The sequence below is a fragment of the Clostridium oryzae genome (assembly GCF_002029235.1).
GTDB lineage: Bacteria > Bacillota > Clostridia > Clostridiales > Clostridiaceae > Clostridium_AE > Clostridium_AE oryzae.
Genome location: NZ_MZGV01000011.1, coordinates 1 through 16,392 on the forward strand (window position 1 = coordinate 1; position 16,392 = coordinate 16,392).

Below are 16,392 nucleotides of genomic sequence, written 5' to 3' on the forward strand. Positions count from 1 at the left end.
CCCTCTATGAGGCAGGTTACCCACGTGTTACTCACCCGTCCGCCGCTAGAGACCGAAGTCTCTCGCTCGACTTGCATGTGTTAGGCACGCCGCCAGCGTTCGTCCTGAGCCAGGATCAAACTCTCAATTTAAAAGTTTGTCTTGCTCTTACTTACTTTATCTCAAGTATCTCTTTCGAGATCTCTCAGAATTGCCGGTTTATTTTACCTTTTTCCTCTGTTCAATTTTCAAAGACCATGTTCATCAAATTATAAACTTTAATTACATTTTTATTACTCACTTACTGCTTTCCTTAGTTGATTTGTTTGCCTCTCGTCATGCAGCTTTTATATCTTATCATGTTACCTCTTTCATGTCAACAATTTTCTTAAGTATTTTTTAATTTATTTTTAAATCTATTATTCCAAATAAATTTCTTTTTTATACTTTGTTTGCCGACAGCTTTTACATAATATCATATATATTTAGACATCATATTTTTATATTCTATGCTATTGAAGTTTAAATCCCTGATAATCTTTTTCTCTAACTTCTTCTTCAAGTTTCGCATGTTGATACACAAGGAGGTGTTTATGTTAACTGCTGCATAAGTTATATCTAAATGAGTAAAGTGATATAATTAGAATATAAGTTTAAATAAATTGCGAACTAAGAAAGTGAATTAAATGAAGATAATATTAAGTAGTTAGTGCATGCTTTAAATAGGTAAGAGAAAAGAGTAAAGTGAAGGAAGAAATTCTGCTGTGCAGAATTTCTGAGAATTTAAATCTGATTATCGGCGATAACTTTTTAAAAACTAAGATAATATCTAATATTCCAAAAGTATTATTAAAATAATTAGAACTATCTATACAATCAAAATTCAGCACAGCTGAATTTTAACCTTCACTTTTCTCTTATCTCTCTACTCTTAACTCTCATACCTATTTAATGCACTTTCTCTTAACTATTCCACCCTGTGCATTTAGTTCGTCTTTTATTTATAAAGTTATGTAAAGGAAGTGTAGTAGTATATGAACATCAATGATTTTAGGAAAGTCATAAAAAAATCAAACAACATAGTTTTTTTTGGAGGCGCAGGGGTATCTACTGAGTCTAATATACCCGATTTTAGATCTGAAACTGGTTTATACCATACCGATGATAACAAGGCTCATTCTCCTGAAGAGATGCTTAGCCATAGCTTTTTTATATCTCATACTGAAGATTTCTTTAAATTTTATAGAAGTAAAATGGTTTACAGTGAAGCAAAACCTAACAAAGCACATATAGCATTATCTAAACTAGAATCTGAAGGAAAGCTTAAAGCTGTTATAACTCAAAATATTGATGGACTTCATCAAATGGCTGGCAGCAAAAATGTAATTGAGCTCCATGGTTCTATTCATAGAAACTACTGTATGAAATGCGGTAAAAGTTTTAATCTAGACTATATACTAAATTCTAAAACCAACGTTCCAATTTGTAACAAATGCGGAGGAATAATAAAGCCAGATGTTGTTCTTTACGAAGAAATGCTAGACAACAATTCAATAGAGCGCGCAGTTAATTATATTTCTAATGCTGAAGTTCTAATAATAGGAGGGACTTCATTAGTTGTGTATCCAGCTGCTGGTCTTGTGAGATATTTTAACGGGAATTGTTTAGCTCTAATTAATAAATCTGCAACCTCATACGATAACTCTGCCGACATTGTCATTAAAGACAGTATTGGAAAAGTTCTTTCTGAGCTGTCAGAATAAAAAAAGGGTAGAAAGTGATTTCCGTCGACTGGAAAATGCCTTCTCCAACCGTATCCTACTTTAAACTTCTGTATATTCCCCAATAGTAAGTGTTGGCTTTAGTATACTTATCTCCATATTAAAATATATTATATTAAATTATTTAGTTTATAGGAGAGTGTATTTTGTTTATATTATTACTTCTGCTCGTCATCGCAGCTGTTGGGGAATATTTCTTCTTTAATTCTCAAGTATATACTTATAAAAAAAAGTTACTTCTAGTTACAAGACAAATTGAAGAACTAAGGAATAAAATTATTCCTACTAATAAAAAAATGAATGAAAAAATGGATATAGTGTATCTTCCAACCACTTATAAGATAGGATATGCAAAGGAGAATAGTTTCTTCTATCTTAGTCCTATTGAGGATTCTCCTTCAGTATATAGATGTTCTAAATCTACAAAAGTAGAAATTGAATCTTGTGCACAGGTACTTAATAATACTTGGTATAATGTCAGACTCTTCTCATCTGATTTTATAATGAAAGGATGGATTAAAGAATCGGATATTAAATTCGTATTTGATGAAAATACAGTAGTTGAAGATACATTGTAACATAAAAAATGGTTACACCTTATGTCGGCTAGTTCCGCTTGGTTAAAGGCTTAAATGCCATTTAATACGTTATCTGCGAATGGTAATGATCGCGTTTAGATAACCCAGCGCCGCAGCATTCCCTTTGCCCTGCTCCCCTAATTCACTAACTAAAAAGATATTACTGCTCCTCCTTAATTGCTTCGTATTTCTTAGATTAGCTAATTACAACATATATCACTTTCCTTTAATTTGACATGAATTTTATTAGATATTATAATAAAGTAATTTCTAACTATACTATATATTTAATTTTGGGGGAAATTTATTTTATGTATACTACTATAGTTTTAATTAGACATGGGGAGACGGAATGGAATACTGTAGGCAAATTTCAAGGCGCTACTGATATTCCCCTTTCAGATAACGGAAAACTACAAGCTAAACAGCTTAGAAAAAAATTTGCATTATTTGATGATTGGAATTTGATTTATTCAAGTCCATTAAAGAGAGCACTAGAGACTGCAGAAATCATAGCTTCACCAAGAAATATACAGCCAATTATCTGCAATGATTTAACAGAAATATGCTTTGGATTATGGGAGGGATTAACAATTAACGATATTAAGGATAAATATCCTTCTGAATACGCATTATGGATAAATGATCCAGTTAATGGGCCTATCTGCGGTGGAGACTTAAGTACAAGAAATGCTTCTATAAGAGCTAAAAGAGGCATCTTAGATATAGTGGACAAACACCCAGGTGAAAAAATTTTAGTTGTGGCTCATGGTGGTATCATAAAAGCCGCATTAATCGGACTGTTCAATTGGGATATGACTATGTACAATAAAATGTTTCTTAAGAATACTGCTGTTTCGGTTTTAAAATTTGATAATAATCTTAAACCAATATTAGATTCGTTCAATGATGTTAGTCATTTAGAGCAAAAAACTGTGTAAGACGTATATACTACAAACATCCTTTACTTACATTTAGTTGTTTTTTACTTAAAATAATAAACCTTCCAAACTGGGAGGTTTATTAAAATTCATTATAATTAAATAATTACATTAATTTGTTGTTCTAATTTTACACAATAATTTCTGTTCCATTTTCAGTTACAACTAGTGTGTGTTCCCATTGAGCTGAAAGCGATCCATCTTTGGTAACTGTAGTCCAACCATCTTCCAAGGTAACGCAATGGTAATCTCCTGCATTTATCATCGGTTCAATTGTAAAAACCATTCCCGGTACCAGCAGCATACCCTTACCATGTTTAGCATAATGATCTACATGAGGTTCTTCATGAATATCTAAACCCACTCCATGTCCTCCATAGTCTTTAACAACAGAAAAGCCATTTGCTTTAGCATGCTTTTCTACAGCTCTTCCTATATCATAGAGTCCACCATAAGGTTTGACTGTATCTATTCCAATATCCATGCATTCCTTTGTTACTCTTACAAGCTTCTTAGCTTCTTCCGATGCCTCTCCTATTATATACATTCTGCTGGCATCAGAATAATAACCATCAAGTATAGTTGTGACATCTACATTTATTATATCTCCATCCTTAAGAACAGTATCATCAGGTATGCCATGACAAATGACATTATTTATCGATGTACATACACTTTTAGGATATCCACAATAGTTAAGTGTTGCTGGAATCCCTCCATGTGAAATAGTGTATTCATGAACCCAACTATTAATTTCATCTGTAGTTATGCCTACTTTAATTTTTTCACCAACCATATCTAGTATTCCTTTAGTTATAACACCGCTTTTTCTTATCCCATCAATTTGTTCCTTAGTTTTTAACATTTTATAATGTGGTATCACGTATCCCTGTTCCTCATATTCATAAATTTTCATATCTTTCTCCATATGACACTTCTTATACTTCTTGCCGCTGCCGCACCAGCACAAGTCATTTCTACCAAGTCTTAACATATATAAACACTCCTTAAAATTACGATATCTTATATAGATAAACAACTCAACTTGCAAGTTATCAAAAATTAATATTAAACAATCTTTTACTTCCTGTAAGTCATTGACTGTAGTTGTTTATCTTAACAACTACTCCATCTTTCATTATAACACATATGATAATAAATATCATAAAATTCTGTAAAGACTTAAAGTATATAAAAAAGATTACATCCTACGTAGGCTAGTTACGTTCATTAAGCAATTACACCACATCTTTCAGGCAAATTTCCTAATGGCTCATAACTCGGCTGCGCCTCAAACAATTCGCCATCTTAACGGAAATTTGCTTAAAAGACATGGGTAATTTCTAAATTTACTCCAAATGCCGACTTCGGATGTAATCTTTTTTAGACCCTGATTCTTAATCTTTACATAATGCTTTTATTTTATTAATTCTATTACCTTTCTATCTTAATTCACTAACTTCAAAATATTTTACTACTTCTTTTTATTACTTCGTAAACATGATATAACGTTTTTTATTTAGTGTTCATCTTTTTTCGCTTTATATAAAAGTATCTTGACATTTGCTAAAAATTATCCACAATATGCAAAAACATAATTTTCTAAAAAGTGAAAAAAAGAGACTGTGCTGTTGCACACCCTCCTCACTATTTACTGCTTTAAATTTTTTAATATCAAAGCATCCTCACTTATGTTATCAAGTCCTTTAGGTATTTTAGGATTAGGATCATCCATAGTCCCACCCATATCCTTTATTATATTTTTTGCGTTATCCACATCTTTATCATTTACATCAACAACCACTTTGCAATTTATATTCGCTATCTCTTCAAAGCCGCCCATGCCACTTGCCATTGGACTTGCTGCAGCCAGTGGAGAATTAACCGCTTCTCCTCCGTTGCTGCTTCCTCCTAACACCGCATCTGATAAAGTTGATATTTCTTCTGAACCTACACGTCCGCTTTGTGCATATGCATTGTTCCTATGTTCATTTATGTCAACAAAAGCTCCTTTAAACCCCTGACCTTTAAGCTTTTCGACAGTTGTGTTTGCCGTTTTTATATTTTCAAAATACCCTTGTAACTTCATTAACCCACGTCCTTCCTAATCTTCTAGTTTAAATCAAACCATATTAATTATAAGTTTTATTATTCCAAAGCAATAATAATTTATCCTTCTGCACTTTATTTACATACAATTGATGAGAAAATGAAATCAGAAAATAGTATAATTGAACAATTAACAAGCTTAATAAATAGAATAAGATCAAACAAATAAATCTATGCCTTATCACAGTAATTTTTAATTATTAGAATATAAAATTCAAAAGTCCGCTTCCTGATTAAATGGGAGCGGGCTTTTCCTATGTTGAACTCCCAATGCAATTAACAATTTCAAAAATAGTATAATGAAAAATCATTATGGAAACATTAAAAGTTGTAATCAATAGATGAGCCATTTAAAAAGTAAAGTCCAATAATAAAGGAGGAAATATCTATGAAATTAGCAGCACATGAAGTGCATGACTTGCATGAATTAACTATGAGTTGTGTAAATTCCATAACTACTATGGCTATGTTTATAAATGTAGTCAAAGACCAAGAACTAAAATCGATGATACAAGCACACTTTCCTGCTCATATTCAGGATTATAATATGAAAGTTGAGTTTTTAAGTAAGGCTAACGGTTCCACCCAAAAACTAAATGTTCCACCATTAGTTAAAGCATTACAGGATTATACTAAATCACCAACTAATAATTTCCCGCCTATTACACCTAGAACTGATATACAACAGATGAATGACAGAGAGGTCGCAACCTCATATCTTTTAACACTGAAGAGGGCAGGGAGAGAATATGCATGGACCGCTATGGAAGCAAGCAATCCTGCATTAAGAGAATTTTTCAAAGATGCCTTCACTATGAGTTGTAATCACGCATATGAAGTTTGGCAATACATGGTAAAGAAAGGCTATTATCCATTAGAGCCAGCCCCTCAGAGCACTATTGATACTATGTCATCTATGTACGAAGAAGTTCGTGAACCTTCATTAGTCTAAATTATTAGAATTATATTTTATTGGGCGGCAATCTATTATGATTGCCGCCCAATAAAAATTGAAGTGCTAAAATTTTAATTTCATATTTAAGGTGCTAATTGTATTTGTGCTAAAAGAGATCCAGCACTTGTCAAAGTAACAGTATCTGGTGTCTCTCCTGTAGTATTGAGTTTCGGTACAATAGCTATATATACTGGATCACCTGATACATTAACTACCTGTGTAGTTGAAGTTTTAGGAGACTTAAAATTAACAGTTAATGCCATAAAAGCAACTCCTTATCATTACTCATTAGTGAGGATTATTCAATATTATTATATTCAAATAGCTATTATATGTAATAAAAAAGCTGTTATCCAAAATATACCAATTCTAAATATCTGATTGAAAGTACGAGATAGAAACAACATATTTTTTAACATATAAACTTCATAGTTAAAACTATTATTCTTTATTAAAATACAAATAGATTAATCACAGACAAACTGTTTTAGTCATAATATAAACTATAAGTGCATGCCTTTATAAATATACTATTCTGTTTTTAAAGTTATATTATTTCTATATTCTAAAATATCACCCGGCTGACATTCCAAAGCCTTGCATATTGCCTCTAAAGTTGAAAATCTAATAGCTTTTGCCTTTCCGTTCTTTAGTATAGAGATGTTTGTTATGGTTATACCAACTTTCTCTGAAAGTTCTGTTACACTCATTTTTCTTTTAGCAAGCATCACATCAATATTAATTATAATTGCCATGTTATTCACCTCAAACCGTTAAATCATTTTCTGATTTTATATCTACGGCTTCTTTTAAAAGCCTTTGAAGAACAGCAGCAAAGACTGCAATCACAGAAGAAGCAAAAACAAAAATGATTGGTAGCCCTACGAGACCTGGCGCATCGTCTGCATCCGCTATAGGAAATACGAATGGTATGAGTACTGCATATATGATAATGATTATAATTGCACAGTATTTTATATACTTTAAGGCTTTTATAGATAATTCTGAGAAAGCTTTGTTCTTGTCAATATAGCTTAAAAGCTTTAAAGCCTGATACAGAGCGAAAAAAAATGTTATTGCCGTTACATACACACTGATTAAGATGGGATGAGGCAAGTAGTTTATGAATCCAGGCAGCCAAAATAAACATAGAGCAAGAACCGGAATTCCAATAAGAATAACAGCTATCTTTAAGAATATTGTTGAACATCGTTTCATAAAAAATCCTCCTATATTCCTTATACCGTGCACAAAAATTATTAATCTTTGCACCTCATTTTTAATTTGTAGGTATAGGATAACATATTTTTTATTGTTTATCAATAAATTTTTATTGATTGGCATCTACACGCTTATTCAACGTTTCTATCATTATATACATGAGTAGAAATATACCTCCGATATAAAAAGGCATAAGTGAATATCCTACATATGATGCTAAAATTCCAAAGAGTGGAGGCATAAATGTACTTCCTACATATGCACAAGCCATTTGTACGCCCATAATTGATTGTGAATATTCTGCGCCAAAGTTTACCGGAGTCTCATGTAGCAGACTTGGATAAATTGGTGCACAGCCTATTCCTATCATTACAAAGCCTATTAATGAAGTAACTTGTCCAAACGGCAGCATAATCATAATTATACCAGCTGCAATTAAAATTTCTCCCAAATGAATAATTTGTCTATTGTTCAGCTTAAGTGTTATAAATCCTGATAAAAATCTGCCAAAGGTAATCCCAAAATAGAAAAGAGATGCCCACTTTGCTGCTGTTTCTGCCTTAATTCCATGAGCCATAACTGCAAAGCTGCTTCCCCATAAGCCTGTTGTTGCTTCTATAGAACAGTAACAGAAGAATGCTAACAGTGCGTGTTTTGCCCCAGGCAGCTTTAAAAGTTCTTTTTTGCTTATAATCTTATGTTCTAGTTCTATTTCACTGCAATTTTCATTATCAGGCTTATTGTTTTTAATCGATCCGCTCTTCTTCCAAAATGGCAAAGTAACTATTAATATTACAACCAAAATAAACTGGATAATTGCAACGATACGGTATCCCAACTGAAAAATAGCTCCTCGTTCTAAGCAATAAGACATGATAATTGGGCCTGTCATAGCCCCAACGCCCCAAAAACAATGAAGCCAACTCATATGTTTCGCTTTATAATTAAGTGCCACAAAATTATTAAGAGCAGCATCTACTGAACCCGCACCAAGTCCTAATGGGATTGCAAACAAGCAGAGCTCATAAAACTCATTACTTACTGAAAATCCCAATAATGCTCCTGCTGTCATCAATACACTAATGGAGGTAACTAAGCCAGTCCCCAATTTTCTAATAAGCTTATCACTGAATAAGCTTGATACAATAGTTCCTCCGGCTATAATCATTGAAACAATGCCTGCATACGATATCGGAACCCCCATATTAGGATACATAGATGGCCAAGCTGATCCTAAGAGTGAATCTGGCAGTCCAAGACTTATAAATGCTAAATAAATTATGATTAATAAAATAGTTAATACCATTCTGCTATCCCCTCTTTTCGTTTTAATTCACCAAGTGCTATTTGTATCATTCCCCATTCAAAATCTTTAATTAAATTCTTCTCAAACTGAATATATGGTAAAAAGTTTCCCTTTAGAAGTTCTTGAAGGCGTGTTATTAATTTCTCCAAAATTTTATCTGTAAGAAAATCTCCATAGAAAACAATACGTTCTGGAGCAAGCACACAGCTGTACACAATAGCAATATGGCTAAGCATCAGTACTATTTCTTCAGGATTATCATAATTTACCTCATTCCAAGAAGGTTTTAACGGTATCCAGTTAACTTCCCCAGCGAAATTCTTACATCCTTTATAAATCTCGCCTTTAATAACAGCACCGGCTCCCGGTCCATATATACGGGGATAATAAAGTCCAACTACAGTTTGTACTGTTTTTGTGTTCTGGCGTGCATAAAATCCGTAAACGGTAGCATTGATATCATTTTCGTAGAGCACCGGCACGTGATATTTTACTTGGTAATAAGCTAAGAATTTATCTCCAACAATGCCTGAATAGTCATGCACATAAATTACACCGTTCTCCTCTGCTCCTGGAAGACCAAATACTATTGAGCAAATATTTTCATATGTTTTAAATGCAGTTTCTATCCACATATCAAAACTATCTATAACAATATTTTCATAATATCCTTTTTTACGTTCTATACACTCTCCCAATGAATTAATTATCAACATATGAAACAAATTCTGATTATTATTTTGGTGTCCATAAATGATGATTGCTTTTCTATAGTTTCCATTATAGACATATTGTTTTGATGGCCTCCCGCCATTTGACGGAACTTCATCACCTTCAATAACTTCATTGGAGGAAATCATTTCACTGATAAGTGAATTAACAGTAACTACACTTAATTTCGTCAATGCGGATAATTCAGGTTTCGTTGCTTTTCTACGTTCTTTTAAAACTTGTCTTAAGATGTTCTTATTTATCTCTTTCATCTGTGCACGATTAGCTTTTAGCAATTCCCTCACCTCCTGATTTTGAATTTCTTTAAATGATAGAATCATTAAAGCAGCAACTTAATACAGTGACTTTATTAAGTTGCTGTATTAAGTGTACATTAAGTTGTATTCGTTGTCAATCATTTTGAAAGGAAAATCTATCTGAGATTCTGATGCAATCTTAAAACATTTGATACTGAAGAACAGATTGCAAATCTTTATAAGCCTTTTATCTGATTTATTTCTTTGCTTTTTCCTAAGGAATTACTTACGCTTACTGCCTTTAAATGCAGTTGCATCAAGTTGAAATTGAAGTCCATCTTTTCCTCCAATATGAGCAAATTCCGTTTGTATAGATTTTCTAGCTGGATACTTACCTTCAAATCTTTCTTAAATATTTAGTAATGCATTTGAAATTTCCACAAATCTTTCATCAGGTATACCAAGTTTTTTCTCAAATCTTTTATCATCCATTCTTGCAATAATTATCTTATCAGGAGATATTTCGTTAATAATATTTTTTATCTTCCGAATTGATTTTTCATCATCGTTATACCCCCTAATAATTGTTATTTCAAATATAAATTTTCCTTTGTATTGTTTATTAAAGGTAACCATGTTTGAAATATATTCTACTAACGTATATCCTTTGATAGGTCTTTGAGCTTTTTGAAAATCTTCTTCTGTCACTACTTTTAATTCTCCAACAACCTCATCACATTTATTCGCAATTTTCATATATTCATCTTTACCTAGTAAATATCCGTTAGAAAATAATCTTACAGGTAACCCTCTGCCTTTGATAAGATCAACAATGTCATCAATTTTATCATTAACAAAGGCTTCGCCTTTTGAGTTAATAAAAATTAATTCTGCTTTAGTATTTTCTATCTTTTTTTCCAGTTCTCTTAACGAACTATCCATTTTATCAAATGACTTTTGGGTATCTACCTTATTTTGCGCCCTTCCAATAGGACAAAAGATACAATCAAAATTGCAATTCTTTTCAGGCAGGATGTTCACTTCCAATACACTTCTTCCATCTTCAATGTAAATATCTTTATAACTGAAACCACCCATCACTTTATCCTCCTTAGATTACTCTATTGTTACTTTTTTATTATGCAATAAATTAATTACCTTTATTTGTTTATTAGCGGCAATGATTATTCAATTGGTATTAATTTTAAACCGATGATTCCGCTAACTATGAGTACTATACAAGCTATACGCATGATATTAACGGGTTCCTTAAACAAAATTATACCTAGCAATACTGTACCAATAGTGCCTATTCCTGTCCAAATTGCATATGCAGTACCTATTGGCAGACTTCTTAATGATAATGATAAAAAATAAAAACTTGCAGCCATGCCTATAATAGTTAGTATGCTAGGCAACATTTTTGTAAACCCCTGAGAATATTTTAAAGAGATTGCCCAACATATTTCAAAAACTCCTGCTGTGACCAAATAAAACCACTCCATAATTGCTCCTTTCAAAATCAGTATTCGTGTTCATCATAAGAATATTTCATAACAATATTCTAAAATAAGTAAAATAAAAAAGCCTAGAGAAATATTATAAAAATATCTCCCAGGCTTTTATCCTTCCGTGTACACAGATAACTGTGTGTTTTCTCTCGGACCTGCCAATTACCAATTATAGATTGCGGAACCCTAGAAAACTTAAATACCTAATTAAGTTATAATTTATAAGTTAAAAATCATAAGTGAAGTTTAGCATATTATAAGGGTTAAGTCAACTATATGCTTTTTCTTTAATTAAATTGTCATTATATTATCTTGGTTGTCCACTCCTCACAATTCCACACGTCAGTCACAACATCCCTATAAAATTCAGGCTCATGGCATACCAATAAAATGCTTCCTCTATACTCTTGCAAAGCTCTTTTTAACTCATCCTTTGCATCTACGTCCAGATGGTTAGTAGGCTCGTCCAAAATTAGTATATTTGTTTCTTTATTTATAAGCTTGCAAAGCCTTACCTTGGCCTGCTCTCCTCCACTCAGCACAACGATTTTGCTTTCAATATGCTTAGTTGTTAATCCACATTTGGCTAGAGCCGATCTAACCTCATACTGAGTGAATACGGGGAACTCTTTCCATACCTCTTCTATACAGGTGCTATAATTTGCCTCTTTTTCCTCTTGTATAAAATATCCTATATTTTGATAATCACCTTTTTCAACTTCTCCAGATATAGGCTTTATCTCACCGATAAGGCTTTTCAGTAACGTAGTTTTCCCTAATCCATTAGCACCTACTAGTGCAATTTTCTGTCCTCTTTCCATAGTTAAGCTTAGTGGTTTTGTTAAGGGCTCATCGTAGCCTATAACAAGATTGTCAGTCTTGAATATAAGTTTTCCCGAAGTTCTAGCTTCCTTGAATTTAAATACAGGTTTTGGTTTTTCACTTGGAAGTTCTATTTTTTCCATCTTATCTAGAACCTTTTGGCGGGATTTAGCCATATTTGTAGTTGCAACTCTCGCTTTATTTCTTGCAATAAAATCTTCTAATCTGTTAATTTCCTGCTGCTGTCTTTCATAAGCTGCCTCTAACTGTTTTTTATTAGCTTCATATTGCCTTTGGAAATTTTCATAGTCTCCAACATATCTAGTAATAGTTCTGTTTTCCATATGATAAATGATGTTAATAACACTATTCATGAATGGTATATCATGAGATATAAGAATAAACGCATTCTCATAGTTCTGAAGAAATTTTTTAAGCCACTCTATATGTTCTTCATCTAAATAGTTAGTTGGTTCGTCCAGTAATAATATATCTGGATTCTCTAATAAAAGTTTAGCCAGAAGCACTTTAGTCCTCTGTCCTCCGCTTAAATCTGTTACATCCTTATCTAACCCTATACCTTTTAAACCCAAACCGCCAGCGATTTCTTCAACCTTTGTATCGATTAAGTAGAAATTTCTATGCTCAAGTTCATCTTGAATAACACCCAGTTTTTCCAGCATAACTTCAAGTTCTTCTGGCGATGCATCCGCCATTTTATCAGTTAGTTGAAGCATTTCCTTTTCCAAATCAAATAACTCTTTAAATGCATCCCTAAGAACTTCTCTTATTGTTCTTCCTTTAGTTAATACGGAATGCTGGTCTAGATATCCAACTTTAATCTTGTTAGCCCATTCCACTTTTCCTTCATCTGGTGCTAAGTTACCAGTTATTATATTCATAAAGGTTGATTTTCCTTCTCCATTAGCTCCAATCAACGCAACATGTTCACCTTTTAAAAGCCTGAATGATACATCTTCAAATATAGCTCTATCTCCGAAGCCATGACTTAAATTTTTTACTGTTAATATGCTCATAAATTTTCTCCTTAATAGTTCTTCTAAATACATTAAACATTTTAAATTAACTTCAGCCTGATGTCTATAATTATTTAATTCCTAATTTTTATATTTTAGTATATAATATAAATGTCTTTTTAAATTATTGGAAATTTAACTTTAGAGGAGAGGTACATAATGGCCGCAAAATTTTATTTATATAAAGGTAGAAGTAAAAGGGTAGAAAAAGGTCATCCCTGGGTCTACACTGATGAAATAGAACAATATGATGGTGATTACACTAACGGAGATATCGTAGAAGTTTATAATTTTAGGGGGGAGTTTATCGGTAAAGGTTACATTAATGATGTATCTAAAATAACTATTAGGATAATGACCCGTGATATAGACGAAGAAATAGATGTTGACTTCTTTAGAAGAAGACTTAGTACAGCCTGGGAATATAGGAAAAAAATAATTGATACTTCTAGCTGCAGATTCGTTTTCGGGGAAGCAGATTTTCTTCCAGGTATAGTTATTGATAAATATGAAGATTACTATGTTATTCAATCATTAGCTTTAGGTATAGATAAATATAAGAAAATTATTGTAGATATACTTATAAATGAATATGGCGCTAAAGGTGTATATGAAAGAAGTGATGCTCATGTAAGAACTCTTGAAGGAATGAAGCTTGAATCTGGGTTTTTGAGTGAACCTTTTGATACTATGGTCCAAATAGTTGAAAATGGTGTTAAATACTATGTTGATATAGAGGCTGGACAAAAAACTGGATTCTTCCTTGATCAAAAAGAGAATAGAAAGGCTATACACAAAATATGCAAAGGTGCTGAAGTACTTGATTGCTTTACTCACACTGGATCTTTTGCGCTTAATGCTGCTATAGCAGGTGCAAAAAGTGTACTTGGAATAGACGTATCCCAGCATGCTGTAGATTTTGCTAGAAAAAATGCTGAACTTAATAATTTGTCAGATATAGCAAAATTCGAATGCCATAATGCCTTCGATGTATTACCTGCATGGTCTAAAGAAGGGAGACAGTTTGATGTAGTAATACTTGACCCTCCCGCTTTCACAAAATCTCGCGAAGCTATAAAAGGAGCTGTTAGAGGCTATAGAGAAATAAATCTAAGAGGCATCAAAATGGTTCGTCCAGGAGGTTTCCTTGTAACTGCATCCTGTTCTCATTTCATGGACACAGAGCTTTTCAGCAGTACAATAACTCAAGCAGCTTTCGATGCAAGAAGGACTTTACGTCAGGTTGAATTCAGAACCCAGGCTCCTGATCATCCAATACTTTGGACTTCTGATGAATCCTATTACCTTAAATTCTATATATTTCAGGTAATTTAAAAAAAGACTTTCTTGATCTAGATATGAATTTCAAATCAAGAGAGTCTCTTTTTTTTAATCTTATAAATATCATCAAAATTCAATTAGGTTGAATTTTCGCCTTCACTCCTAATTGAATCTAGTTATATATTCTCCATTATAATACGGTATAACATCAGTAAGATCCTTAGTACAGCAGTATTCTAAATCTTTTTCTAAACCTAGTCTTTTTATTACTCCATAATGAGTTGCATATTTAACTAAGCTTTTTATATCTTCATGCTGCTTATATTCATGCTGAGCTAAAAACGCTATATCAGTTAATTCTACTCGCTGGTGTTCCATAAGTTTAGTTATTATATAGCCACTGCATATAAAATCGTCTAATGAAAAATTACAATTTGTCCCTGCATTTACGATTACAACATCTCTATTTATTTTTGCTAATAACTTAGCTACTGCGCTGGCATTAAGTAGGCAGGCTATAAATATATTTTCCGCGCCAGCACATCCCTTTATAGCTCTCGTACCGTTAGTTGTTGTCATAACCAAAGTCTTGTTCTTTACTGCAGCTTCTGCATATTCCAGCGGTGAATTTGAAAAATCAAAACCTTCTATTTTTTCTGCTTTTCTCTCTCCTCCAAGAAGAGAGTCCTTCCTGTCCCGATTTGCTATTTCTAGAGCTTCGTTTATAGTAAGCACAGGTATGACTTTTTTGCATCCATTTTTAATAGCTGTTGTAATTACGGAAGTTGCTCTAAGCATATCGATTACTATAACTACTTTACCTATCACCTTGTCAGGCTTTATATCATCTGCAGTTATTATAATATCTACTTTCATTTGAATCACCTTCTAAATATATTATACCACTACCTGTTTTCCTTCCATATAAGAAATGCAATTATAAATATCGTTGCCTGCTTAAAATCACGTATGTCATAGCCTGTATCCTTACTTATCTTATCTAATCTATATATCAATGTATTTCTATGAATATAAAGCTTTTTTGAAGCATCACTTATATTCAAGCCGCAGTTTACAAACTCTTCTATCGTATTAATCATTTCATTATCAAATGAACTTAATTTGTCCTTAAATATGTCAAATAGTTCTTTTTTTACATCAGGAGATATATTATATACAATCTTTTCAAAGAACATACTTTTATAATTAAATACATCGCCTCTGATGTCAAACTTTTTACCAATTATCATACTCTCTTTAGCTCTATCATAAGCTTTTTTTATTTCTTCTGGAGAATGCACACTATCTCCGAAACTGATGTAACATTTGCAATATAAGTCCGACACTATGCTCTCTTTTATACTCTGTGCATGTTCCTCTATTTCATCAAAATATCCAAATATGATAATATTATCACCATATATAATGCTTATTATATCCTGCCCATTATAAAGCTGCTTTATAATGTTTAGAGCTTCATATTTACTTCCATCAACATTTACCAAAAAAATTGTACAGCCTTTTGATATAAATTGAAAACTCTTTTCAACATTGTTTATGCTTAATTCCTTTCCTTCAAGTATATCTATAAGCGACTGTTCTCTTAGTGAATAAAGTTCTATATACTTATTCTCTATGGAATATTTAAGCAAAGGAATACATACTTCATATTTTTCGTCTAAATATATCTTAGCAAAATTTTTGCCGAGAAATATATTATCTTCAATAATAGAATCGGTATTTTCTAAATTATCTATATATACTGTTTTATCTTCTCCTACAAGCTTGAATTTAATCTGTGTATTGTCGCTCAAATCCTTTAGAAAGCCTTTGAAATTAAACATTTCTTCACCGGTTTTTTATAAAACATGACTGTTACTAAAAACCGTACCTCCCTCAGCTA

Annotated in this window: 17 protein-coding genes, 1 rRNA gene and 1 riboswitch; of the genes, 5 read left to right on the plus strand and 13 right to left on the minus strand. The window is 32.3% G+C overall.

Annotated elements, in window-relative coordinates; genetic code table 11:
* Window positions 1–131 (minus strand): 16S ribosomal RNA (locus tag CLORY_RS06925); the annotation flags it as partial.
* Between the two features lie 882 nt (window positions 132–1,013).
* Here CLORY_RS06925 and CLORY_RS06930 point away from each other — a divergent pair.
* The 3 genes from CLORY_RS06930 (at window position 1,014) to CLORY_RS06940 (ending at window position 3,279) form a co-directional block, all read left to right on the plus strand.
* Window positions 1,014–1,742: an NAD-dependent protein deacylase gene (locus CLORY_RS06930; RefSeq protein ID WP_079422789.1), complete on the plus strand. Its 729-nt coding sequence runs from the start codon at window positions 1,014–1,016 to the stop codon at window positions 1,740–1,742.
* A gap of 164 nt (window positions 1,743–1,906) precedes the next feature.
* Window positions 1,907–2,338 (plus strand): hypothetical protein, encoded by a 432-nt coding sequence (locus CLORY_RS06935; RefSeq protein ID WP_079422790.1) that lies wholly within the window; start codon window positions 1,907–1,909, stop codon window positions 2,336–2,338.
* A 311-nt stretch (window positions 2,339–2,649) separates the two neighbouring features.
* Entirely contained in the window at window positions 2,650–3,279 is a 630-nt protein-coding gene (locus CLORY_RS06940) for a histidine phosphatase family protein (RefSeq protein ID WP_079422791.1), read from the plus strand.
* Window positions 3,280–3,409: 130 nt separating this feature from the next.
* On the opposite strand, the gene CLORY_RS06945 is transcribed toward CLORY_RS06940, so the two are convergent.
* Together CLORY_RS06945 and CLORY_RS06950 are read right to left on the minus strand one after the other, a co-directional pair.
* On the minus strand, window positions 3,410–4,273 hold the full coding sequence (locus tag CLORY_RS06945; RefSeq protein WP_079422792.1) for a methionyl aminopeptidase: 864 nt from the start codon (window positions 4,271–4,273) through the stop codon (window positions 3,410–3,412).
* A 657-nt stretch (window positions 4,274–4,930) separates the two neighbouring features.
* Window positions 4,931–5,368, minus strand: a complete 438-nt coding sequence (locus CLORY_RS06950) for a hypothetical protein (protein WP_079422793.1) — start codon at window positions 5,366–5,368, stop codon at window positions 4,931–4,933.
* A 408-nt stretch (window positions 5,369–5,776) separates the two neighbouring features.
* Here CLORY_RS06950 and CLORY_RS06955 point away from each other — a divergent pair, with 408 nt between their 5' ends.
* The gene (locus tag CLORY_RS06955) at window positions 5,777–6,340 is read left to right on the plus strand and encodes a spore coat protein (RefSeq protein WP_079422794.1); all 564 of its coding nucleotides are present in this window, start codon (window positions 5,777–5,779) and stop codon (window positions 6,338–6,340) included.
* An 86-nt stretch (window positions 6,341–6,426) separates the two neighbouring features.
* Here the strand turns inward: CLORY_RS06955 and CLORY_RS06960 are convergent, their stop codons facing one another.
* The 8 genes from CLORY_RS06960 to CLORY_RS07000 form a co-directional block, all read right to left on the minus strand.
* Window positions 6,427–6,606, minus strand: a complete 180-nt coding sequence (locus CLORY_RS06960) for a hypothetical protein (protein WP_079422795.1) — start codon at window positions 6,604–6,606, stop codon at window positions 6,427–6,429.
* 267 nt (window positions 6,607–6,873) lie between these two features.
* Window positions 6,874–7,098: a helix-turn-helix domain-containing protein gene (locus CLORY_RS06965; protein ID WP_079422796.1), complete on the minus strand. Its 225-nt coding sequence runs from the start codon at window positions 7,096–7,098 to the stop codon at window positions 6,874–6,876.
* A gap of 10 nt (window positions 7,099–7,108) precedes the next feature.
* The gene (locus CLORY_RS06970) at window positions 7,109–7,561 is read right to left on the minus strand and encodes a DUF2975 domain-containing protein (protein ID WP_079422797.1); all 453 of its coding nucleotides are present in this window, start codon (window positions 7,559–7,561) and stop codon (window positions 7,109–7,111) included.
* Between the two features lie 112 nt (window positions 7,562–7,673).
* Window positions 7,674–8,870 (minus strand): MFS transporter, encoded by a 1,197-nt coding sequence (locus CLORY_RS06975; RefSeq protein ID WP_079422798.1) that lies wholly within the window; start codon window positions 8,868–8,870, stop codon window positions 7,674–7,676.
* The gene (locus CLORY_RS06980; RefSeq protein WP_169911553.1) at window positions 8,861–9,877 is read right to left on the minus strand and encodes an ROK family protein; all 1,017 of its coding nucleotides are present in this window, start codon (window positions 9,875–9,877) and stop codon (window positions 8,861–8,863) included. The genes CLORY_RS06975 and CLORY_RS06980 overlap by 10 nt, the downstream gene beginning before the upstream one ends.
* Window positions 9,878–10,246: 369 nt before the next feature.
* Complete coding sequence (locus tag CLORY_RS06990; RefSeq protein ID WP_079422800.1) at window positions 10,247–10,936, minus strand: radical SAM protein; 690 nt, start codon at window positions 10,934–10,936, stop codon at window positions 10,247–10,249.
* Window positions 10,937–11,022: 86 nt separating this feature from the next.
* Window positions 11,023–11,343 carry a quaternary ammonium compound efflux SMR transporter SugE gene (gene sugE / locus CLORY_RS06995; protein WP_079422801.1) on the minus strand — a complete coding sequence of 107 codons (321 nt, stop codon included), beginning with the start codon at window positions 11,341–11,343 and terminating at the stop codon, window positions 11,023–11,025.
* Window positions 11,344–11,447: 104 nt separating this feature from the next.
* Window positions 11,448–11,550, minus strand: a riboswitch (guanidine-I (ykkC/yxkD leader).
* A gap of 101 nt (window positions 11,551–11,651) precedes the next feature.
* Entirely contained in the window at window positions 11,652–13,208 is a 1,557-nt protein-coding gene (locus CLORY_RS07000) for an ABC-F family ATP-binding cassette domain-containing protein (RefSeq protein WP_079422802.1), read from the minus strand.
* A 159-nt stretch (window positions 13,209–13,367) separates the two neighbouring features.
* Here CLORY_RS07000 and CLORY_RS07005 point away from each other — a divergent pair, with 159 nt between their 5' ends.
* Window positions 13,368–14,543 (plus strand): class I SAM-dependent rRNA methyltransferase, encoded by a 1,176-nt coding sequence (locus tag CLORY_RS07005; RefSeq protein WP_079422803.1) that lies wholly within the window; start codon window positions 13,368–13,370, stop codon window positions 14,541–14,543.
* A 108-nt stretch (window positions 14,544–14,651) separates the two neighbouring features.
* On the opposite strand, the gene CLORY_RS07010 is transcribed toward CLORY_RS07005, so the two are convergent.
* Together CLORY_RS07010 and CLORY_RS07015 are read right to left on the minus strand one after the other, a co-directional pair.
* Window positions 14,652–15,365, minus strand: a complete 714-nt coding sequence (locus CLORY_RS07010) for a 2-phosphosulfolactate phosphatase family protein (protein WP_079422804.1) — start codon at window positions 15,363–15,365, stop codon at window positions 14,652–14,654.
* A 29-nt stretch (window positions 15,366–15,394) separates the two neighbouring features.
* Complete coding sequence (locus CLORY_RS07015) at window positions 15,395–16,333, minus strand: PucR family transcriptional regulator (protein WP_079422805.1); 939 nt, start codon at window positions 16,331–16,333, stop codon at window positions 15,395–15,397.
* Window positions 16,334–16,392: the final 59 nt, after the last annotated feature.

What these genes read in the sequence shown, in the direction of transcription:
- CLORY_RS07000 (WP_079422802.1), bottom strand. Translation starts at nt 13,208, where the DNA reads ATGAGCATATTAACAGTAAAAAATTTAAGTCATGGCTTCGGAGATAGA.
- CLORY_RS06975 (WP_079422798.1), bottom strand. Translation starts at nt 8,870, where the DNA reads ATGGTATTAACTATTTTATTAATCATAATTTATTTAGCATTTATAAGT.
- CLORY_RS06960 (WP_079422795.1), bottom strand. Translation starts at nt 6,606, where the DNA reads ATGGCATTAACTGTTAATTTTAAGTCTCCTAAAACTTCAACTACACAG.
- CLORY_RS06965 (WP_079422796.1), bottom strand. Translation starts at nt 7,098, where the DNA reads ATGGCAATTATAATTAATATTGATGTGATGCTTGCTAAAAGAAAAATG.
- CLORY_RS06945 (WP_079422792.1), bottom strand. Translation starts at nt 4,273, where the DNA reads ATGTTAAGACTTGGTAGAAATGACTTGTGCTGGTGCGGCAGCGGCAAG.
- sugE (WP_079422801.1), bottom strand. Translation starts at nt 11,343, where the DNA reads ATGGAGTGGTTTTATTTGGTCACAGCAGGAGTTTTTGAAATATGTTGG.
- CLORY_RS07015 (WP_079422805.1), bottom strand. Translation starts at nt 16,333, where the DNA reads ATGTTTAATTTCAAAGGCTTTCTAAAGGATTTGAGCGACAATACACAG.
- CLORY_RS06955 (WP_079422794.1), top strand. Translation starts at nt 5,777, where the DNA reads ATGAAATTAGCAGCACATGAAGTGCATGACTTGCATGAATTAACTATG.
- CLORY_RS06970 (WP_079422797.1), bottom strand. Translation starts at nt 7,561, where the DNA reads ATGAAACGATGTTCAACAATATTCTTAAAGATAGCTGTTATTCTTATT.
- CLORY_RS07010 (WP_079422804.1), bottom strand. Translation starts at nt 15,365, where the DNA reads ATGAAAGTAGATATTATAATAACTGCAGATGATATAAAGCCTGACAAG.
- CLORY_RS06930 (WP_079422789.1), top strand. Translation starts at nt 1,014, where the DNA reads ATGAACATCAATGATTTTAGGAAAGTCATAAAAAAATCAAACAACATA.
- CLORY_RS06950 (WP_079422793.1), bottom strand. Translation starts at nt 5,368, where the DNA reads ATGAAGTTACAAGGGTATTTTGAAAATATAAAAACGGCAAACACAACT.
- CLORY_RS06990 (WP_079422800.1), bottom strand. Translation starts at nt 10,936, where the DNA reads ATGGGTGGTTTCAGTTATAAAGATATTTACATTGAAGATGGAAGAAGT.
- CLORY_RS06940 (WP_079422791.1), top strand. Translation starts at nt 2,650, where the DNA reads ATGTATACTACTATAGTTTTAATTAGACATGGGGAGACGGAATGGAAT.
- CLORY_RS07005 (WP_079422803.1), top strand. Translation starts at nt 13,368, where the DNA reads ATGGCCGCAAAATTTTATTTATATAAAGGTAGAAGTAAAAGGGTAGAA.